Origin of the sequence: Sphaerisporangium dianthi, from assembly GCF_042654065.1 — a bacterium.
Classification (GTDB): Bacteria; Actinomycetota; Actinomycetes; order Streptosporangiales; family Streptosporangiaceae; genus Sphaerisporangium; species Sphaerisporangium dianthi.
Genome location: NZ_JBHSFP010000010.1, coordinates 113,690 through 129,782, shown reverse-complemented (window position 1 = coordinate 129,782; position 16,093 = coordinate 113,690). Strand labels below are relative to the sequence as shown.

Annotated in this window: 13 protein-coding genes; 5 read left to right on the top strand and 8 right to left on the bottom strand. The window is 72.3% G+C overall.

All coding sequences use genetic code 11. The annotated features are described in order from the left end of the window. Window positions 1–122: 122 nt before the first annotated feature. The 7 genes from cysS to ACFO60_RS17155 form a co-directional block, all read right to left on the bottom strand. Window positions 123–1,511: a cysteine--tRNA ligase gene (gene cysS, locus ACFO60_RS17185; RefSeq protein WP_380841343.1), complete on the bottom strand. Its 1,389-nt coding sequence runs from the start codon at window positions 1,509–1,511 to the stop codon at window positions 123–125. A gap of 81 nt (window positions 1,512–1,592) precedes the next feature. Further along, complete coding sequence (locus ACFO60_RS17180) at window positions 1,593–3,527, bottom strand: sigma factor-like helix-turn-helix DNA-binding protein (protein WP_380841342.1); 1,935 nt, start codon at window positions 3,525–3,527, stop codon at window positions 1,593–1,595. Between the two features lie 69 nt (window positions 3,528–3,596). After that, window positions 3,597–5,672 (bottom strand): UvrD-helicase domain-containing protein, encoded by a 2,076-nt coding sequence (locus tag ACFO60_RS17175; protein ID WP_380841340.1) that lies wholly within the window; start codon window positions 5,670–5,672, stop codon window positions 3,597–3,599. A 10-nt stretch (window positions 5,673–5,682) separates the two neighbouring features. After that, the gene (locus ACFO60_RS17170; RefSeq protein WP_380841339.1) at window positions 5,683–8,184 is read right to left on the bottom strand and encodes a hypothetical protein; all 2,502 of its coding nucleotides are present in this window, start codon (window positions 8,182–8,184) and stop codon (window positions 5,683–5,685) included. Between the two features lie 69 nt (window positions 8,185–8,253). After that, complete coding sequence (locus tag ACFO60_RS17165) at window positions 8,254–9,006, bottom strand: class I SAM-dependent methyltransferase (RefSeq protein WP_380841338.1); 753 nt, start codon at window positions 9,004–9,006, stop codon at window positions 8,254–8,256. Window positions 9,007–9,255: 249 nt separating this feature from the next. After that, on the bottom strand, window positions 9,256–10,344 hold the full coding sequence (locus ACFO60_RS17160; RefSeq protein WP_380841336.1) for an ABC transporter substrate-binding protein: 1,089 nt from the start codon (window positions 10,342–10,344) through the stop codon (window positions 9,256–9,258). A 179-nt stretch (window positions 10,345–10,523) separates the two neighbouring features. Next, on the bottom strand, window positions 10,524–10,721 hold the full coding sequence (locus ACFO60_RS17155; protein ID WP_380841334.1) for a hypothetical protein: 198 nt from the start codon (window positions 10,719–10,721) through the stop codon (window positions 10,524–10,526). Window positions 10,722–10,850: 129 nt separating this feature from the next. Between ACFO60_RS17155 and fdxA the strand changes: the two genes are divergently transcribed. The 3 genes from fdxA to ACFO60_RS17140 all read left to right on the top strand — a co-directional run bounded on the left by fdxA (window position 10,851) and on the right by ACFO60_RS17140 (window position 13,034). Next, window positions 10,851–11,177, top strand: coding sequence for a ferredoxin (gene fdxA, locus ACFO60_RS17150; RefSeq protein WP_380841333.1), 327 nt, complete (start codon window positions 10,851–10,853; stop codon window positions 11,175–11,177). Between the two features lie 106 nt (window positions 11,178–11,283). Continuing rightward, on the top strand, window positions 11,284–12,363 hold the full coding sequence (gene dapC / locus ACFO60_RS17145) for a succinyldiaminopimelate transaminase (RefSeq protein ID WP_380841332.1): 1,080 nt from the start codon (window positions 11,284–11,286) through the stop codon (window positions 12,361–12,363). Window positions 12,364–12,374: 11 nt separating this feature from the next. Continuing rightward, window positions 12,375–13,034: a DUF4178 domain-containing protein gene (locus tag ACFO60_RS17140; RefSeq protein ID WP_380841331.1), complete on the top strand. Its 660-nt coding sequence runs from the start codon at window positions 12,375–12,377 to the stop codon at window positions 13,032–13,034. 58 nt (window positions 13,035–13,092) lie between these two features. Here ACFO60_RS17140 and ACFO60_RS17135 read toward each other — a convergent pair whose 3' ends face one another. After that, window positions 13,093–13,929 (bottom strand): hypothetical protein, encoded by an 837-nt coding sequence (locus ACFO60_RS17135; protein WP_380841330.1) that lies wholly within the window; start codon window positions 13,927–13,929, stop codon window positions 13,093–13,095. A gap of 50 nt (window positions 13,930–13,979) precedes the next feature. On the opposite strand from ACFO60_RS17135, the gene ACFO60_RS17130 reads away from it, so the two are divergent. Both ACFO60_RS17130 and dapE read left to right on the top strand, forming a co-directional pair. Beyond that, a complete protein-coding gene (locus ACFO60_RS17130; RefSeq protein ID WP_380841329.1) occupies window positions 13,980–14,816 on the top strand; it encodes a 2,3,4,5-tetrahydropyridine-2,6-dicarboxylate N-succinyltransferase in 837 nt (278 codons plus the stop codon). Beyond that, window positions 14,809–15,888 (top strand): succinyl-diaminopimelate desuccinylase, encoded by a 1,080-nt coding sequence (gene dapE, locus ACFO60_RS17125; protein ID WP_380841327.1) that lies wholly within the window; start codon window positions 14,809–14,811, stop codon window positions 15,886–15,888. Before ACFO60_RS17130 ends, dapE begins: the two co-directional genes overlap by 8 nt. Window positions 15,889–16,093 lie beyond the last annotated feature (205 nt).

The window sequence follows — 16,093 nt, the reverse complement described above, 5'->3', positions numbered from 1 at the left end:
ATGGCAGCTTCCGGGAAGAACCGTCGTCGGCCACGACAGACGCCTTTCGATCGACCCGTTCTGCCCGTGTAACGGACCGCGTCGCCGATCGGTGCCCGGAGTCGCGAACGGAGAGGCCGAAGTCAGGACCAGGTCTGGCCTTCGGGGGTGTCGGTGACCTTGACGCCGAGGGCGGCGAGCTCGTCGCGGAGGCGGTCGGAGGCGGGCCAGTCTTTGGTCTCGCGGGCCTTGGCGCGGGCCTCCAGCAGCTCGGCCGCGCCCGGAGGGAGGACCGGGACGACGGGCGGCCTGCCGATGTCCAGCGACAGGCCGAGGCCGAGGACGTGGTCCAGGTGCAGGAACGTCTCGAAACGCGACCCGGGGGACACCGTCTCGTCGCGCTCGAGCTCGCGCACCACGCGCAGTGCGGCCGGGGTGTCCAGGTCGTCGTCGAAGGCGTCCTGGGCGCGGCGGGCGTAGTCGGCGGAGATCGGCCGGCTGGGAGACTCGGCCCACTCGGCGACGCGCTGCCGCCAGCGGCGCAGCGTGCGGTCGGCCGCGTGCAGGGTGTCCCAGGTGAGGTTCATCTGCTGCCGGTAACGATGCTCCAGGAACGCCAGCCGTACCGCCAGGGGGTCGAGCCCGGCGTCCTCGACGTCGGAGAGCAGCACGACGTTGCCGGTGGACTTGGCCATCTTGCGGCCGTCGAACAGCAGGTGCTCGCCGTGCACCCAGTGCTTGACGACGTCATGGCCGACGGAGGCGTTGGACTGGGCGCGTTCGTCCTCGTGGTGGGGGAAGCGCAGGTCTTTTCCACCGGTGTGGATGTCGATGTGCCCGCCCAGAAAGCGCAGGGACATGGCCGAGCACTCGATGTGCCAGCCGGGGAAGCCGCGGCCCCAGGGGGTCTCCCACGTCATCTCGCGGTCGGCGCCCTTCCACAGCGCCCAGTCGGCGTGGAACCGCTTGCGCTCGTCGACGCCCTCGACCCGGTGGCCGGGCTTGAGCGCGTCCAGCCGGTTGCCGGAGATCTCGCCGTAGGAGGGGAAGCTCTTGGCGTCGAAGAAGACCGAGCCGTCGTCCACGGCGTAGGCGTGACCCATCTCGATGAGCTTGGCGATCAGCTCGATCATCAGGTCGATGCTCTCTGATGCGCGCGGGGTGTACTCGGGGGTGCGCATGCTGAGCGCGGCGGTGTCGCGGCGGAAGGCGTCCTCGTAGAAGCGGGCGATCTCCAGCGCCGAGCGGCCTTCGCGGCGGGCCTGCTGCAGGACCTTGTCCTCGCCGGTGGGGTCGATGGCGTCGTCGTCGACGAGGTGGCCTACGTCGGTGATGTTCTGGCACACCACCGATCGGATGTGATGCTGCTCGAGCACCCGGCGGATCAGGTCGGGCAGCAGGTACGACCGGAGGTTGCCCACGTGGGCGTACCGGTAGACGGTCGGGCCGCAGGTGTACACGCGGACGACCCGCCCGTTCTCGGGGACGATCGGCTCGAGCCGCCTGGACCGGGTGTCATAGAGCCGCAACATGCCACCGAGCTTAGGCGATGGATCACCTCGTGTCCGGGGGCCGGGCGCTCCCGCTCGCCGCCCCCCGGTCACGCGTCGTCGTCAGGCGGCCTCGGGGTCGAGGAAGGCGAGGATGTCGCGGTCGCCGCGCTCGCGGAGCCGGGTCAGGATCTCCTCGCGCGAGGCCCCGTCGGGCAGGCCGATGCGCGCCCCGATCAGGCGCAGCGCCTCGGCCTCCGAGGCCACCGGCGCGGTGTACCCGATGAGGTGCAGCGCCATGTTGATCGGCGGGAGCCCGGTGGCGGCCTGCGGCAGGTAGCGGGTGAGCAGCTCGCCGCCGTCCGACACGGTCAGGAAGATCGAGTCGCCCTCGCCGGCGTTGTAGTCGGCCAGCACCGCCCTGATCGACCCCATCGTCGGCTGGTTGTGCCAGCTGATCACGACGTCGCCCGACGGCGTCGAGGTGGTGAGCTGGCCGCCGGGGGCCATGCCGAGGTGCGCGGCGAAGCCGGTCGGCAGCGGCGAGCCGGACCCGCGCAGGTGCTCGGCGTTGACGTCCACGCGGTGCCACCACCGCCCGTCGCGGCTGCGGAAGGAGCGGCGGGTCATCGACACGTCGCGGCGCGGCTGGTACGGCTCGGCCTGCTCGGGCGCGGCGACGCGGATCCAGCCCCGCTGGGTGCGCTCGAACCCCGGCCCGCCGGCGTACGCGCGCACCGAGCTCTCGCTGACCTCGTAGCGGGTGGTCAGGTTGGCGACGATGCTGTTCACCGAGGCCTCGCCGCCCGCCCGCTCGATCTCGCGCACGATCATCTCGCGGATGCCGATGTACTCCTCGCCGCCCCAGCGCGTCAGGCCGTACCTGTTGCGGTCGACGCGCAGGAAGCGGTCGTCGGCGGTGAGCTGGTTGCGGATGCCGACGAGGCTGTAGTCCTCGCCGATGCGGCTCTGGATCTCCTCGGGGCTGAGCGGGCTCTCGGCGACGGCCAGCACGGCCTCGGCCTTCTCGTTGACGCTGCGCGGCCAGGGGACGACGTGGCCCTCCAGGATGCGCAGGTGGGGGATGGAGCCGAGCCAGCGCTCGGCGACGTCCTCGCGGATGCCCAGCTGGGCGACCATCGTGACGGCCTCCGGCAGCTTCACCGGGCCATCGGTGAAGAGCTGACGCGTCTTCTCCTTGAGCTCGTCGGCGCCTCCGGCGACCAGCCAGCCCTCCACCTGGTCGTACCCGGTCAGCAGGGTGCGGACGAACCGCCAGGTCGGCACCCCGAGCGTCGTCAGTTCCGTGCGGTGCCAGGGCACCGCCGCCGCGAGGTCCTCGGCGGGCACGGCGGAGCCGAGGCGTCCCCGCAGCCAGGCCAGGTGGGCGGCCAGCGGGGTGGCCTCGGGGGTGGCGAGCCGGGTCTGCACGTGGTCGCGCAGGTCGCGTTCGATCTGCCGGATGCGCTCGCGGGTGACCGAGAACCTCTGCGCCAGCTCGTCGAGCGTGACCCGGCGCTCGGCGTAGACGCGGTCGGCGGCGATGGCCCGCTGCCGGTCGTCCAGCTCGGCGAAGATCGCGTCGATCAGCTCGGGGATCGGCCGCTCGGGCTTGGCCGGCGGGACCGGCACGACCGGGGCGACCGGGGCGTCACGCCCGGCGATGTCGCGCCCGGCCGGCGCGTCACGTCCGGCGGCGTCGCGCCCGGCGGATCCGTCCGGCAGGGCCCCGGTGTCGGAGGCCAGCAGCCGCGACAGCACGGTCCCGAACAAGGCGAGCACCTCATCGCGGGAATGCGGGGTGCGCAGGCACTTGTCCGGGTCGGTCATCCGCAGCAGGGGCAGGATGTCGCCGAGCGGGAGGTGACCCCAGCAGGCCATGGTCAGATCGGCCAGCCGTTCCGCTACCTGCGCGGTTCCGGCGATCAAGCAGGCACGGTCCAGGGGAAGCGCCTGCCACCACGCGTCCGGGAGACGGGTGTCGCTCGCGATCGGCTCGACCTGGCCGGGCGGTGTCCAGCGCAGGGGAGGCACGATGTCGCTAAGGCTCAGATTCATGGGGGTCCAACCGGCATGGGGCTTGAGTCGGGATGAGACTCGCTCTTATCCGCAGTTCAGGTTATTAGGTCACGGCGGCAAAAAGGGACTTGCGCGGCCTGAATAGGACACATACAGCCGTTCGGCAGCCCGAGTGCATGCCATGTACAGCAGGCCGCGCTCTCGTTGCTGGTCGTGGGCGCGCGCGGTCGGGTCCTCGGCGGCCGGGGTCAGCGCGTCCGGCGCGGGCACGACGCCGTCGGCCACGCCGATCAGCGCGACGCGGCGGAACTCCAGGCCCTTCAGCCCGTGCAAGGTGCTGACCCGGACCCCGGGCGCGGCCGGGCCGAGCGCCGCCTTGATCTGCCTGACCATCTCGGCGGTGCGGGCGGCCACGGCGATCTCATCGGCGGGCACGCCGTCCTCCAGCCAGGCGGTGACGTGCGCGGCCATCCCGGCGAGCTCGGCCGCGTCGGAGGTGTACTCGCGCACCTCCGGACGGTGGCCGGGGCGCGTGGCGCGGAAGCCCACCAGGTCGGTGACGCCGTCCACCAGGCCGTCGACGGGCCCGCCGCCGCGCACCCGCACGGCCCACGTCAGGACCTCCTGCGGCAGGCGATGCGAGATCGACAGGCGGTGGCTCTCGGCCTTGATGCCGAGCGTGCTGAGCGCCACCCGCGTGTCGAAGACGCGCTGGTGGGGATCACCCACGATGAACAGGTCGTCCGGACCGGGCGGCACGGCGGCGCGCAGCAGCCGCCACTGCGCCGGGTGCAGGTCCTGCGCCTCGTCCACGACGATGTGCCGGTAGGGCTCGACCCGGGGCGCGTCGTCGCCGAGCAGATCGCCGGTGTCCCGGCCCAGAAGCATGGACGCCTCGGCGGCGAGCTGGAGCAGCGTGCGCCTGCCTGCGGCGCGCAGCCGCCCGGTCACGTGCTCGATGGCCTTCCAGACGGCGGTGCGCTCTTCGTCGTCCAGCTCGACGCTGCGGCCCGGGCGCCGCGCGGAGAGGTACTCCTGGACGGTGCACAGGTTCTGCGCCAGGATGACCTGCTCCCACTCGCGCAGCAGGAACGCCGGGCTGTGCAGGTCCCCGGAGATCTCCGACGCCTCCTGCCACAGCGTGGCCAGGTCGGGGCCGCCGACCAGCAGCGGGGGACGCCCCTCGGCCTCGGCGACGATGCGGTGGGCCAGCCGCTCGACGTTGCCGACCTCGATGCGCTCGCGGGCGCGCGCCTCCTGGACCAGCAGGTCGAGCTTGGCCGCGACCTCGGCCGCGACGCCCTGGGAGAAGGTCACCAGCAGGATCCTGCCGTCGCCGGCGCGGGCCAGATGGGCGGCGCGGTGCAGGGCGACCAAGGTCTTGCCGGTGCCCGCTCCGCCGGTGACCAGCACCGACCCCTCGAACTCGTCCTGGTGGGAGAGCCGGTACTGCGTGGGGTAGAGGAAGGTGCACCAGAGCGGGACGGCGAGGGCCCGGTCGAGCGCGGCCGGGTCGGGCACGAAGACCGCGCGGTCGGGCGTGCGTTCCAGCGCGGCGGGCAGGTCGGCGACGTCCACGGCGGCCCCGTTCAGCGGCACGGCCGTCTGCGCGTCCAGCGCCCGCCACGCCTCGGCGACCGACCCTCCCTGGCCGAGCACCCACAGCGGGGCGAACTGGCTCTCGGGCAGCAGCGGTTCCAGGGCGTCGAGGTTGGCGTCCGTCGTGATCAGGCGCAACAGCGGGATGAGCTGGGCGTCGACGCCGAGTCCGAGAAGATCGGTGTCGCAGACGTGCGCGAACAGGCGTTCGCCGGTGGACTCCGCCGACCGGCGCAGCGCCGGCTCGACCCGTTCGAGCGCCTCGGCGTTCCACACCTCGGCGACCCCGATGGCGGCGTTGACCGCGAAACGGTGCCGTTGGGCGTACGACCACGCCTCGGCGTCCGGCAGCACCGCCACCATCCAGTACACGTCCCGCTGGCGCACCACCACCCCGCGGCAGTGGTCGGCGAGCCGCAGCGTCGCCACCCGCGGGTCGCGCGTGTTGCGCACCCGCTCGGGGTGGGGGGCCGACGTGGTGTTCCGCAGGAATCGGCGCATGGCGATCACCGCGTCCCGGCGCACGGGCTGGGCCAGCGCGTCCAGGTCCCGGGGGACCTCGGGGGTGATCGCGAGCCGGGGCATTCGGCTCCCGTCAGACCATCAGGGACAGCAGATCGCGGTCCCCGCGCTCGCGTAGCCGGTTCATCAGGTCGGGGAGCCCCACGGGCCCCGTCATGCCGACGCGGGTGGCCAGCACCCGGATCGTCTCCTCCAGCGACTCGGCCTTGCCCTTGGTGGTGTGGCCGGCCAGCCGCAGCGCCGTCGTGTTGTTGTCCAGGTCGGCGGCCGCCGCGGGCACCAGCCGGGCCCGCAGGACCTTGTCCTCCTCGGCGACGGTCAGGAACAGGTGGGACCCCGGTTGTGCGCCCATCTCTTGCAGCAGGGGCCCGAGCGACTCGATGACCGGCCGGGCCTGCCAGCTCAGCGTGACGTCTCCCGCGGCGCCGGCCACCGTGTGGCTGTCTCCGGGGTTCATGCCGAGGTAGGCGGCGAAGCCGCTCGGCAACGGGCACTCGCCGCCGGTGAGCTGCTCGGGGACGACGTCCACCCGCAGCCACCAGAGGCCGTCGGGATGCTTGAAGCACTTGCGGGTCATGGACACGTCTTTGAGCCTGCCGGCCGCCGTGGAACCGTCCGGCTCGGCCGGCCGCTCGTCGGCCGCCGTGGAGTCGGCGCCGGACTTCTGGCCGGGGTTCTTGGTGCTCTGGATGCGCAGCTGCGGGACGTTCTCCAGCCACTCTTTGGCGACCTCGGGGTGGATGCCCAGGGTCGAGACCAGCTCCAGCGCGCGGGCCACCGTCGGAGGCCGGTCGGCGTCCAGTATCAGGCCGCAGGTCCGCTCGCGCAGGTCGGCGATGTCCCCGGCGACCAGCCAGTCGTCCTGGACGGTGTAGCCGGGAAGGGTGGCGAGCACGAACTGCCAGGCGGGGACGTCGAGCGAGCGCAACTCCCTGGTGTGCCACTCGGCGGCCTCCATCAGGCGCGACTTGGGCGCGGCGACGCCCAGGGTGCCGGGGAGCTTCTCCAGGTGCTGGGTGTAGGGCGCCGCCTCGTCGCTGTCCAGCCAGCCGGCCAGCCGCGCGCGCAGCTCCTCCTCCAGGACGACGATGTCCTCCGGCGGCACGGCGAACAGCTTGGCCAGTTCCTCTGGGGCGGCCGGAGTGTCGGTGAACACGTGGTTCTGCGCCACCGCCCACGTCTTGTCGTCCAGGTCGGCGAAGGCCGCGTCGATGAGCGCCGCGACGTCGATCTCGGTGCGGCCCGCGCTGAACTCGTCGGTGCCCGAACCCGTCGCCGGGCCGGTGTCGCCGCTCTCGTGCGCCTGCGGCCCGTCACCGGCCTCGGCGGCGTCGTCCTCCTGGGGACGGCCGGGCGCCTCGGGCCGCTCGCCCGCCTGCGGGGCCTCGGAGGCGCCCGGAGCCGCCGGGGCGGCGGGAGCCCCGGGGACGGCCGGTGCGGCGGCGGAGTCGGACTGAAGGCCGTGCTCGGCCGGACGCGGTCCGACGCCGAACGGGCCCGTGTCGCGGCCCAGGAGCCCCGCGTCCGGGCCGAGGGGGTCGGCGTTAGGGCCGAGGGGGTCGGCGTTGAAAGGTTCAGGCTCGGGGACGAAGGGCCGCGGCCCCGGCGGCAGCCCGGGCTCGGGCAGGCCGAAGGACGGGGCCTCGTTGAACCGGGAGGGAACCTGCGCCGGATTGGCCCGCGAGGGAAGCTCAGGATTGGCCCGCGAGGGAAGCTCGGGTCTGGCCCGCGAGGGAAGCTCGGGCACCAGCCCCTCGGGGGCGGGCGGGGGCCGCTCACCGCGGACCGGCGGGGTGAACATCGAGGGACGGGGGCCGCCGGCCGCCCGCTGCTGCAGGGCCGCCTCGGCCATGCGCGCCGCGGCCAGACCGAGAGGGTCGCCGGCGTCGATGCGGTTGGAGCGCCTCTTGGGCAGCGGCGGCGCGGGTGGCCGCACGGGAAGCGGCTCGGCCCGCGGCGCGGAGGGCGCGCTGCCCGGCGCCGCGGCGTCCGGCCCCGAAAGGGCGGCGCTCGGCGCGGCGACCTGCGCCTGCGCGGGAATCGAGGCGGAAGCGGCGGCCGGCGTGGCGGACTTCGCCGCGGCCGCGGAGGCCGCGGAGCGGCCATTGGCGGCGCCGTTCTCGGCGCCGCGGCGGGAGCCCCCGGCGGAGGCGTCGGCGTTCTGGTCGCCGGCCGGCGCCAGCCGTGCGAACACCGCTGTGAACAGCGCGTTCAGCACCGGCCGCGCCCGGATGAACGGCTGGTCGGCGAGCTCGCGGCCGGTCAGCGCCAGCAGGCCGGTGTAGGAGCCGACGCGGTCCAGCGCGATCGACACCTGCGGCTCGTCGGCCTCTTCGGGGTCCATGACGTGCAGCGCGGGCAGGATGTCGCCGACGGAGGCGGCCGGCCAGTGTTCGGTCGCCAGCTCGGTGATGAGCTCACCGAGCGCCTCGGGGCCGAGCACGGCGAAGACCCGGCTGAGCGGCACGGAACGCCACCACGCGTCCGGCAGGCCGGGCGCGTCCCGCAACTGCGCGAACCCGGTCGCGTCACTCCAGCGAAGCGGAGGCACGAGATCACTCAGGCAGAAGTTCATCCCGTTCCCTCTCCGGTGATTCCAATGACCAGACCATAGTCTGGCAAACCGCGCGATCGTAGACGGCCGTTAGGCTCGCACAGCCGCGAATCGCAGCCTCACGTAGTCGGCCATCCACCCCGATTCACGGCGCAACGCGGGTGCCGCCAGTTCGTTCACCCTGCGGAGCAACGGCTCCACGGTGGGGGGCGGCACCGCGTCGAGCAGGGACCCGGCGAACATGCGCACCCAGTCGGCGGCGCCGCCCGGGCACTCGTCGAGCGGCGTCGGCCGGTCGAAGTACTCCAGCAGGCGGACGGTGAACCCGCCCTTCTCCAGACGGAGCGCGTACTCGGCCGGGGAGGGGAAGTACCACGGCAGCTCGGGTTCCGGCAGCCCGTGCTCGCGCCAGGCGGTCAGCATCGCGGAGGTGAGCGCGGCGCAGTTGCCGGCGCCGCCCATCTCGGCGACGAAACGGCCGCCGGGGGTGAGGGCCGAGCGCACGCAGTGGATCACCGCGTCGGGGTCGCGGCCCATCCAGTGGAGGGCGGCGTTGGAGAACACCGCGTCGTACGGCGTCGGGACGCCGAAGTCGGCCCCGTCGCCGACCCTGAAGTCGAGCCCGGGATGGTGGGCGCGGGCCACCTCGATCATGGTGGCGGATCCGTCGAGGCCGAGCACGGTGGTGCCCAGGGCCGCGATGTCGGCGGTGAGCACTCCCGTGCCGCAGCCGAGGTCGAGGATGCGCTCGCCCGGCCGTGGGTCGAGCAGCTCGATCAGCGGCGCCCCCTGCGCCGAGACGTAGCCGAACGAGCTGTCATAGGCGCGAGCGTTCCACCGCATCAAGCTCGGCGTTTCGTGTCGCAAGGCCATCAGCTCGCATTCCCAGACATCGCTTCCCCGTGTGTCCGTAAGTACAGACACTTTAGAGCCTTGATGTCCTTGCGACACATCTGTCCGAAAGCTTGGCCCCCGGTGAACTCAGCCGACCGGCCGGGCTCAGCCGATCAGCCGGGCCCAGGCCGATCAGGCGGGCCTCAGTCGATCAGGCGGGCCTCGGTCGATCGGCGGGGCTCGGTCATCGGCCGGGCCTCAGCTCATCGACCGGGGCCAGTTGGTCTTGAGGTAGATCTTGCCCTCGTCGGTCTGCGGGATGGTGAGCAGGACGGGGGTGCGGGGGACGGCCGGAAGCCTGGCCGCCGCCTGCCTGTCGAGCCTGCCGGACATCTCCAGGGCCTCCATGCGCGCCGGCCGGGCGAAGCCCTTGAGGAAGAGGTTCTGGACCTCGTCGCTGTAGAGGAACTCCTCCCACAGGCGCGCGGCGGCCGGGTGCGGGGCCTTCTTGTTGATCGCCTGCACGTAGTAGGAGGCGAGCGCCGCGTCGGCGGGCACCACTGCCTTCCAGGCGGGCTTGTCGTCCCCGGCGGTCTTCGCGGCCTTGGCGGCGTTGACGTAGTCCCAGTCGACCAGCGTGTTGGCCTGGGAGGGCAGGCTGAAGCGGCCCGTCTTCTTGAGCTGGGTGAACAGGGCGAGCCCGCGCTCGGCGTTCGGCCGGCCGCTCTGCAGCGACGCCGCCATGACGCCGTAGAAGGCCGCCGCCGTCTGGAGCGGGTCGCCGGGCAGCGCCACGGCGTACCCCGGCTTGGCCAGGTCGGCGAACGTCCGGGGGGCGGGCACCTTGCGAGGGTCGTACCCGATGGACATGTAGCCGCCGTACCCCGCGTACCACTGGCCCTTGAGATCCTTGACGGTGTCGGGGATGTCCTGCCAGGAGGTCACCTTGTAGGAGGCGAAGCGCTGAGCGTTCGCCACCGCGACGTCGACGCCCAGGTCGAAGACGTCCGGCACCTGTGCGGGCGCGGTGGCGGACTTCGCCACGTCGATCTCCCGCTGGCTGCTCGCGCCGGGTTCCAGGACGTTGATCCGCACCCCGTACTCGCCGGTGAAGCGGTCGATGACGGCGCCGTAGTTCACCCAGTCGCGGGGGATGCCGACCAGGTTCAACGAGCCTTCCTTGCGCGCCGCCTCGACGAGGCGGTCCATCGTGCCGAACCCCTGGGCCAGGCTGGCCGCCCTGGGGTTGACCGGAGGCTGCTTGGTGTCCTTGGTCGTCGTGGAGGAGCACCCGGCCACGGCGGTGGCAAGGAGTGCTGCTGCTGCGACTGCCGCACGTGATGTCACGAAACGAATACTCAGCGTCATATCCTCCCGCGTCGAGGAGGCACGCGGAAGTTTGGGCCAGCATTGGCAGACGGCCCGCGGGCCCGGCACTGGCGACCGGTCCGAGGATCGGCGCCGGCGTCCTGGGCTCGGCGCAGGGGATACGGACTGAGGATCGGCGTCGGCGTGCGGCCGGGAGGTCAGCGTTCGGCGACGACTCTGGCCGCGACGACGGTCTCCTCGCGGATGCCGACGAGCGTGCCGTCGCGCTTGCGCACGTGGAGCAGGCCGTCCTGCCAGGACTCGAGGACGCCCACGGCGTCGCGGAAGCCGTCTGTGCCGGCGCGCCGCACGGTGACGCGGCGGCCCACGTCGGCGGGCGAGATGGCGATCGTCAACCTTCCGCCAAAGTGCGGTGTCACACGCTTCGCCCCCCTCCCGTTTCAGACATGTGGTCGGCACGGCAATACTAGGTCTAGCAACCCGCGGTCGAGTCGTGCGAAGGCGCGGAGAAGAAGGAGCCCGAGGTGACCTACGTCATCGCGCAGCCTTGCGTTGATGTGCTGGACAAGGCGTGCATCGAAGAATGCCCCGTCGATTGCATCTACGAGGGCAACCGCATGCTCTACATCCACCCAGACGAGTGTGTGGACTGCGGCGCGTGCGAGCCGGTCTGCCCGGTCGAGGCGATCTTCTACGAGGACGACACGCCCGACCAGTGGAAGGACTTCTACAAGGCCAACGTCGAGTTCTTCGACGAGCTCGGGTCGCCCGGCGGTGCGTCCAAGGTCGGCAAGATCACCCGTGATCACCCGATCGTGGCCGCCCTCCCGCCGCAGGCCGACGAGCACTGACCTTCGCACGTCGTCGAGAGGCGCCGCCGGGTGCCGCGACCGTCCGGTCGCGGCGCCTGACGTCGCCGTGCCCATCGACATCCACGATCGACCTTGGGGGTAATCGGTGATCGGGCTGCCTGACTTCCCGTGGGACCGGCTGGTGCCGTACAAGGAGCGGGCGCTCGCCCACCCGGGCGGCATCGTCGACCTGTCGGTCGGCACGCCCGTCGACCCGGTGCCCGCGGTGGCGCGCGAGGCGCTCGCGGGCGCGGCCGACAGCCCTGGCTACCCCCTCACCCATGGCACCGAGCGGCTGCGCGCCTCCGCCGCCGGCTGGCTGGCCCGCCGGCACGGCGTCACGGTCGACCCCGCCGACGTGCTGCCGACGATCGGTTCCAAGGAACTGGTCGCCTGGCTGCCCACCCTGCTCGGCGTGGGGCCCGGCGACCGCGTGGTCATCCCTTCCCTGGCCTACCCCACCTACGACGTCGGCGCGCGCATCGCCGGCGCGACGCCGCACGCGAGCGACGGGCTGCTCGGGCTCGGCCCCGAGCGGGCGCCGCTGGTCTGGGTGAACTCCCCGTCGAACCCGACGGGCCGCGTGCTGCCCGCCGAGCACCTGCGCAAGGTCGTCGCGTGGGCGCGCGAGCGGGGCTCGGTCGTCGCCTCCGACGAGTGCTACATCGAGCTCGGCTGGGAGGAGCAGCCGGTCTCGATCTTGCATCCCGACGTCTGCGGCGGCTCCCACGAAGGCCTGCTCGCGGTGCACTCGCTGTCCAAGCGGTCCAACCTGGCCGGTTACCGGGCGGCGTTCGTCACGGGCGATCCCGCGCTGGTCAAGCGGCTGCTGGAGGTGCGCAAGCACGCCGGCATGATCATGCCGGCGCCGGTCCAGGCCGCCATGGCCGCCGCGCTCGACGACGACCGGCACGCCGCCGACCAGCGCGAGCTGTACGGAGCCCGGCGCGCCCTGCTGCGGCCGGCGCTCGAGAAGGCCGGCTGGCGCGTCGAGCATTCCACGGCCGGTCTGTATTTGTGGGCGACCGATGACCGGAATTGCTGGGATCAGGTAGACGCCCTAGCTAAAATCGGCATTTTGGTCGCACCGGGCGACTTTTATGGGCAGGCGGGCGCGTCGCATATCCGTATCGCCATGACGGCGAGTGACGAACGGATCAATGCGGCGGTGCTCCGCCTCCAGTAGGATCCCGCGGCATGACCGTTGCGGTCGTGCTCGCAGTGAGCGCAGCCATCTTCGTCGTCGTGCTGGGCGCCTTCCTTGGCACGCGGCGGCCGAAAAAGACGGCTCGACCGGCTCCCCGACCCCCTGAGCCGGCACCCGAGCCGACTTCGCCGCACCCTGCGCTGGCCCGCCCGGTCATCCTGAACCCCGACTACCTCGACCCGCGCACGATCAAGGTCGGGGACATCATCGACCGCCAGGGCATGCGGTCGCGCGTGCTCGGCGCCCTGCACCTGTCCTGGCAGGGCGACCAGTGGACCGAATACCTGCTCGAAGAGGGCATGGGCCATTATTCGTGGCTGTCGGTCGAGGAGCGCCAGGGGCCCGGCCCCGGCGAGCCGTCGCACCTGGAGGTCTACCTCTGGACGCCGGTCCCCACCCAGGGCATGGTGCCGGCCAAGAGCATGTTGATCATGGAGGGGGTGGAGTTCCACCCCCTCGAGCGAGGGATCGCCACCTTCCGCACCGAGGGCACGACCGGGTACCCCGAGCGCGGCCTGGTCGACTTCGCCGACTACCGCGCCGCCGACGGGCGGCTGCTGACCTTCAACCGCGTGCAGGGCCAGGCATGGACCGCCGCCTACGCCCAGCCGCTGGCCCCCGGCTCGATCAACGTGGAGCGCATGCTGTAGGCCGCCCGGCGAGGGGCCTGCGCGCGGGGCCGCCCCGCCTGAGGCCCGCGCGCGAGCCTCAGGCGATCTCGACGGTCTTGGCGGTCGCCTTGGCGTCGGTGACCCAGCCGTCCTGGCCCTCGGCCGACGACCACGCGACACCGGAGTAGCGCACCTTGCGCAGCCCGTACTTCTGGGCGTGGGCCACCGACCAGGAGGCGATCAGCCAGCCGCGGCGGCCGGTCGGGGCGCTGATGCCGTTGTCCTGGCCAGGATCCACGCCGAGGGCCCTGGAAAGGTCCTTGCGCGCCTTGGCGGCCTGCACGGGCGCCGGCTTGTCGGGCGCGGGATACCAGCAGTGCAGGGCCTTGGGCGCCCGCCCGGTGAACGCCGCGGCGAGGATCTTGGCGTCCTCCTCGTGCTGGGCGTACGCCGAACCGTCGGCGGACCGCTGCACGGCCTGCGCCGCCTCGTGCAGGGGCAGCCGCTGGTAGCGCTTGACCTTGACGAGCGCCGAGAAGAACTTGCGGGTGGCGTAGACGGGGTCCTGGAGCTGCTCGACGGTGCCCCAGCCCTGCGAGGGCCGCTGCTGGAACACCCCCACGGAGTCGCGGTCGCCGAAGGGGAGGTTCAGCAGCTTGGACTCCTGGATGGCGGTCACGTACGCGATCTCCACGGCCCGCTCGGGCAGCCGGCGGTCGACGGCGACCGCCGCGATGGTCGCCGCCACCTGTGCCTGCTCGATCTCGAGGTCCAGCGTGCCCACCGGCGTCTTCACCTGGCAGTGCTCGCCGATGGCGAGGGGCTTGGCCCTGTTCAGCAGGTAGTAGACCCCGAAGAATATGGCCACGCCGAGCACGAGGACGATGCCTAGGATCGTCAGGACCGCCCGTGAGAATCGCCGCGCCACGGACATGAACCTACCGGCCCCGCCGAGTTCCGCGTGCGGCACTAAGCTTCCCTTGCATGAGCGAGACCTTCGAAAGCCCGTTGCCGGCCACTGTGGACGAGTTGTGGGAACGCCGTGCCGAGCTGTCGCCCGATGACGGCGACGCCCGCGGCGTGATCGTCGGCGCGGTGGACATGCTCGACACCGGCAAGGCGCGTGTCGCCTTCGTCGACCACTCCACAGACGAGGTGGTCGTGGACGAGCGCGCCAAGCGCGCCATCCTGCTCAGCTTCCGCGTCCTCGGCATGGTCAGGAGCCAGGTGGGCGACTTCCACCACAACGACCGCATCCCGCTGAAGACGTCCCTCGAGGGCGTCCGCGTGGTGCCGGGCGCGATCGCGCGCTGGGGCTCCTACCTCGCCTCCGGCGTCGTGCTCATGCCCTCGTACACCAATATCGGCGCCTATGTCGACAGCGGCACCATGGTGGACACCTGGGCCACCGTCGGCTCGTGCGCCCAGATCGGCCGTAACGTCCACCTGTCGGGCGGCGTCGGCATCGGCGGGGTGCTGGAGCCCCCGAACGCCGTCCCCGTCGTCATCGAGGACGAGGCGCTGATCGGCAGCCGCTCGATGATCGTCGAGGGCGCGCGGGTCGGCAAGGGCGCCGTCGTCGGCGCCGGCACCATCCTGTCGGCCTCCATGCCGGTCATCGACGTCGAGACCGGCGAAGAGCTCTCCCGCGGACGCATCCCCGACTGGTGCGTCGCCGTCGGCGGCACGCGTCCCAAGGAGTTCCCCGGCGGCACCTTCGGGCTGCCGTGCGTCCTTGTGCTCAAGCGCCTCGAGGAAGGGCAGAGGCACGACAAGGCCGCGCTGAACGACGTGCTGCGGCAGCACGGCGTCAATGCCTGACGCGCCGCCGCTCGACCTGGGCGGGGACGTCGGGGCGCTGACCGCGGCGCTCGTCGACGTCGAGTCGGTCAGCGGTGACGAGAAGACCCTGGCGGACGCCGTCGAGGCGGCCCTGCGGCCGCTGCCGCACCTGACCGTCGTCCGCGACGGAGAGGCCGTGGTCGCGCGCACCGAGCTCGGCCGCGCCGAGCGGGTGGTGATCGCCGGGCACATCGACACCGTGCCGCTGGCGGGCAACCTCCCGTCGCGGGCCGAGGGCGACCTTCTCTACGGGTGCGGCACCTCGGACATGAAGAGCGGCGTCGCCGTGGCGCTCAAGCTCGCCGCCGGGGTGCCCGCGCCCGTCAGGGACGTGACGTACGTCTTCTACGACTGCGAAGAGGTCGAGGCGGTGCGCAACGGCCTCGGCCGGCTCGCCCGCACCCGTCCCGAACTATTGGCGGGCGACTTCGCCGTGCTCATGGAGCCGACGAGCGGAGAGATCGAGGGCGGCTGCCAGGGCACCCTGCGGGCGCAGGTCGTCGTCCGGGGCCGGCGGTCCCACAGCGCCCGCTCCTGGTACGGGGTCAACGCCGTCCACGGCGCGGAGGCCGTCCTGGCCCGGCTGAACGCCTACCAGGCCCGTGAGCCGGTCGTGGACGGCCTGGCCTACCACGAAGGGCTGAACGCCGTCGGCATCACCGGAGGCGTGGCGGGCAACGTCATCCCCGACGAGTGCGTGGTGACGGTGAACCACCGCTTCGCCCCCGACCGCTCGATGGAGGAGGCCCAGCAGCACGTGCGTGAGGTCTTCGAGGGGTATGAGGTGCGGTTCACCGACGGCTCGCCCGGCGCGCGCCCCGGGCTGACCCACCCGGTGGCCTCGGCCTTCGTGGCCGCCATCGGAGGGACTCCCCGGGCCAAACTCGGCTGGACCGACGTCTCGCTGTTCTCCTCGCTCGGCGTCCCGGCCGTCAACTACGGTCCCGGCGACCCCAACCTCGCCCACCAGCAGGGGGAGTACGTCTCGCTCGAGATGGTCGCCGGCTGCGAGCGCAGGATGACCGCCTGGCTGAGCGCGCCGGTGGCCTGAGAGGCATGGGGCACAAAAGAAAGTGGCTTTCCTCGCCGGCCATTTGGCGGGGAAAGCCACTTTCAGTCCCGAGCAGCACCCTCGGCTCTTAGACGCGGCCTCGCGAAGAATCGGTTCCGCTGCTCGGCGCAGATTTTTCAAGATTCTTTACGGCTCCGGCCGGACGTCCCGATCCGGCACGGCTTGCGCGCTCCCGGGGGCGGTT

Coding starts and splice junctions, on each gene's coding strand:
- cysS (WP_380841343.1), bottom strand. CDS start 1,511: ATGTTGCGGCTCTATGACACCCGGTCCAGGCGGCTCGAGCCGATCGTC.
- ACFO60_RS17180 (WP_380841342.1), bottom strand. CDS start 3,527: ATGAATCTGAGCCTTAGCGACATCGTGCCTCCCCTGCGCTGGACACCG.
- ACFO60_RS17175 (WP_380841340.1), bottom strand. CDS start 5,672: ATGCCCCGGCTCGCGATCACCCCCGAGGTCCCCCGGGACCTGGACGCG.
- ACFO60_RS17170 (WP_380841339.1), bottom strand. CDS start 8,184: ATGAACTTCTGCCTGAGTGATCTCGTGCCTCCGCTTCGCTGGAGTGAC.
- ACFO60_RS17165 (WP_380841338.1), bottom strand. CDS start 9,006: ATGCGGTGGAACGCTCGCGCCTATGACAGCTCGTTCGGCTACGTCTCG.
- ACFO60_RS17140 (WP_380841331.1), top strand. CDS start 12,375: ATGACCGTTGCGGTCGTGCTCGCAGTGAGCGCAGCCATCTTCGTCGTC.
- ACFO60_RS17135 (WP_380841330.1), bottom strand. CDS start 13,929: ATGTCCGTGGCGCGGCGATTCTCACGGGCGGTCCTGACGATCCTAGGC.
- ACFO60_RS17130 (WP_380841329.1), top strand. CDS start 13,980: ATGAGCGAGACCTTCGAAAGCCCGTTGCCGGCCACTGTGGACGAGTTG.
- dapE (WP_380841327.1), top strand. CDS start 14,809: ATGCCTGACGCGCCGCCGCTCGACCTGGGCGGGGACGTCGGGGCGCTG.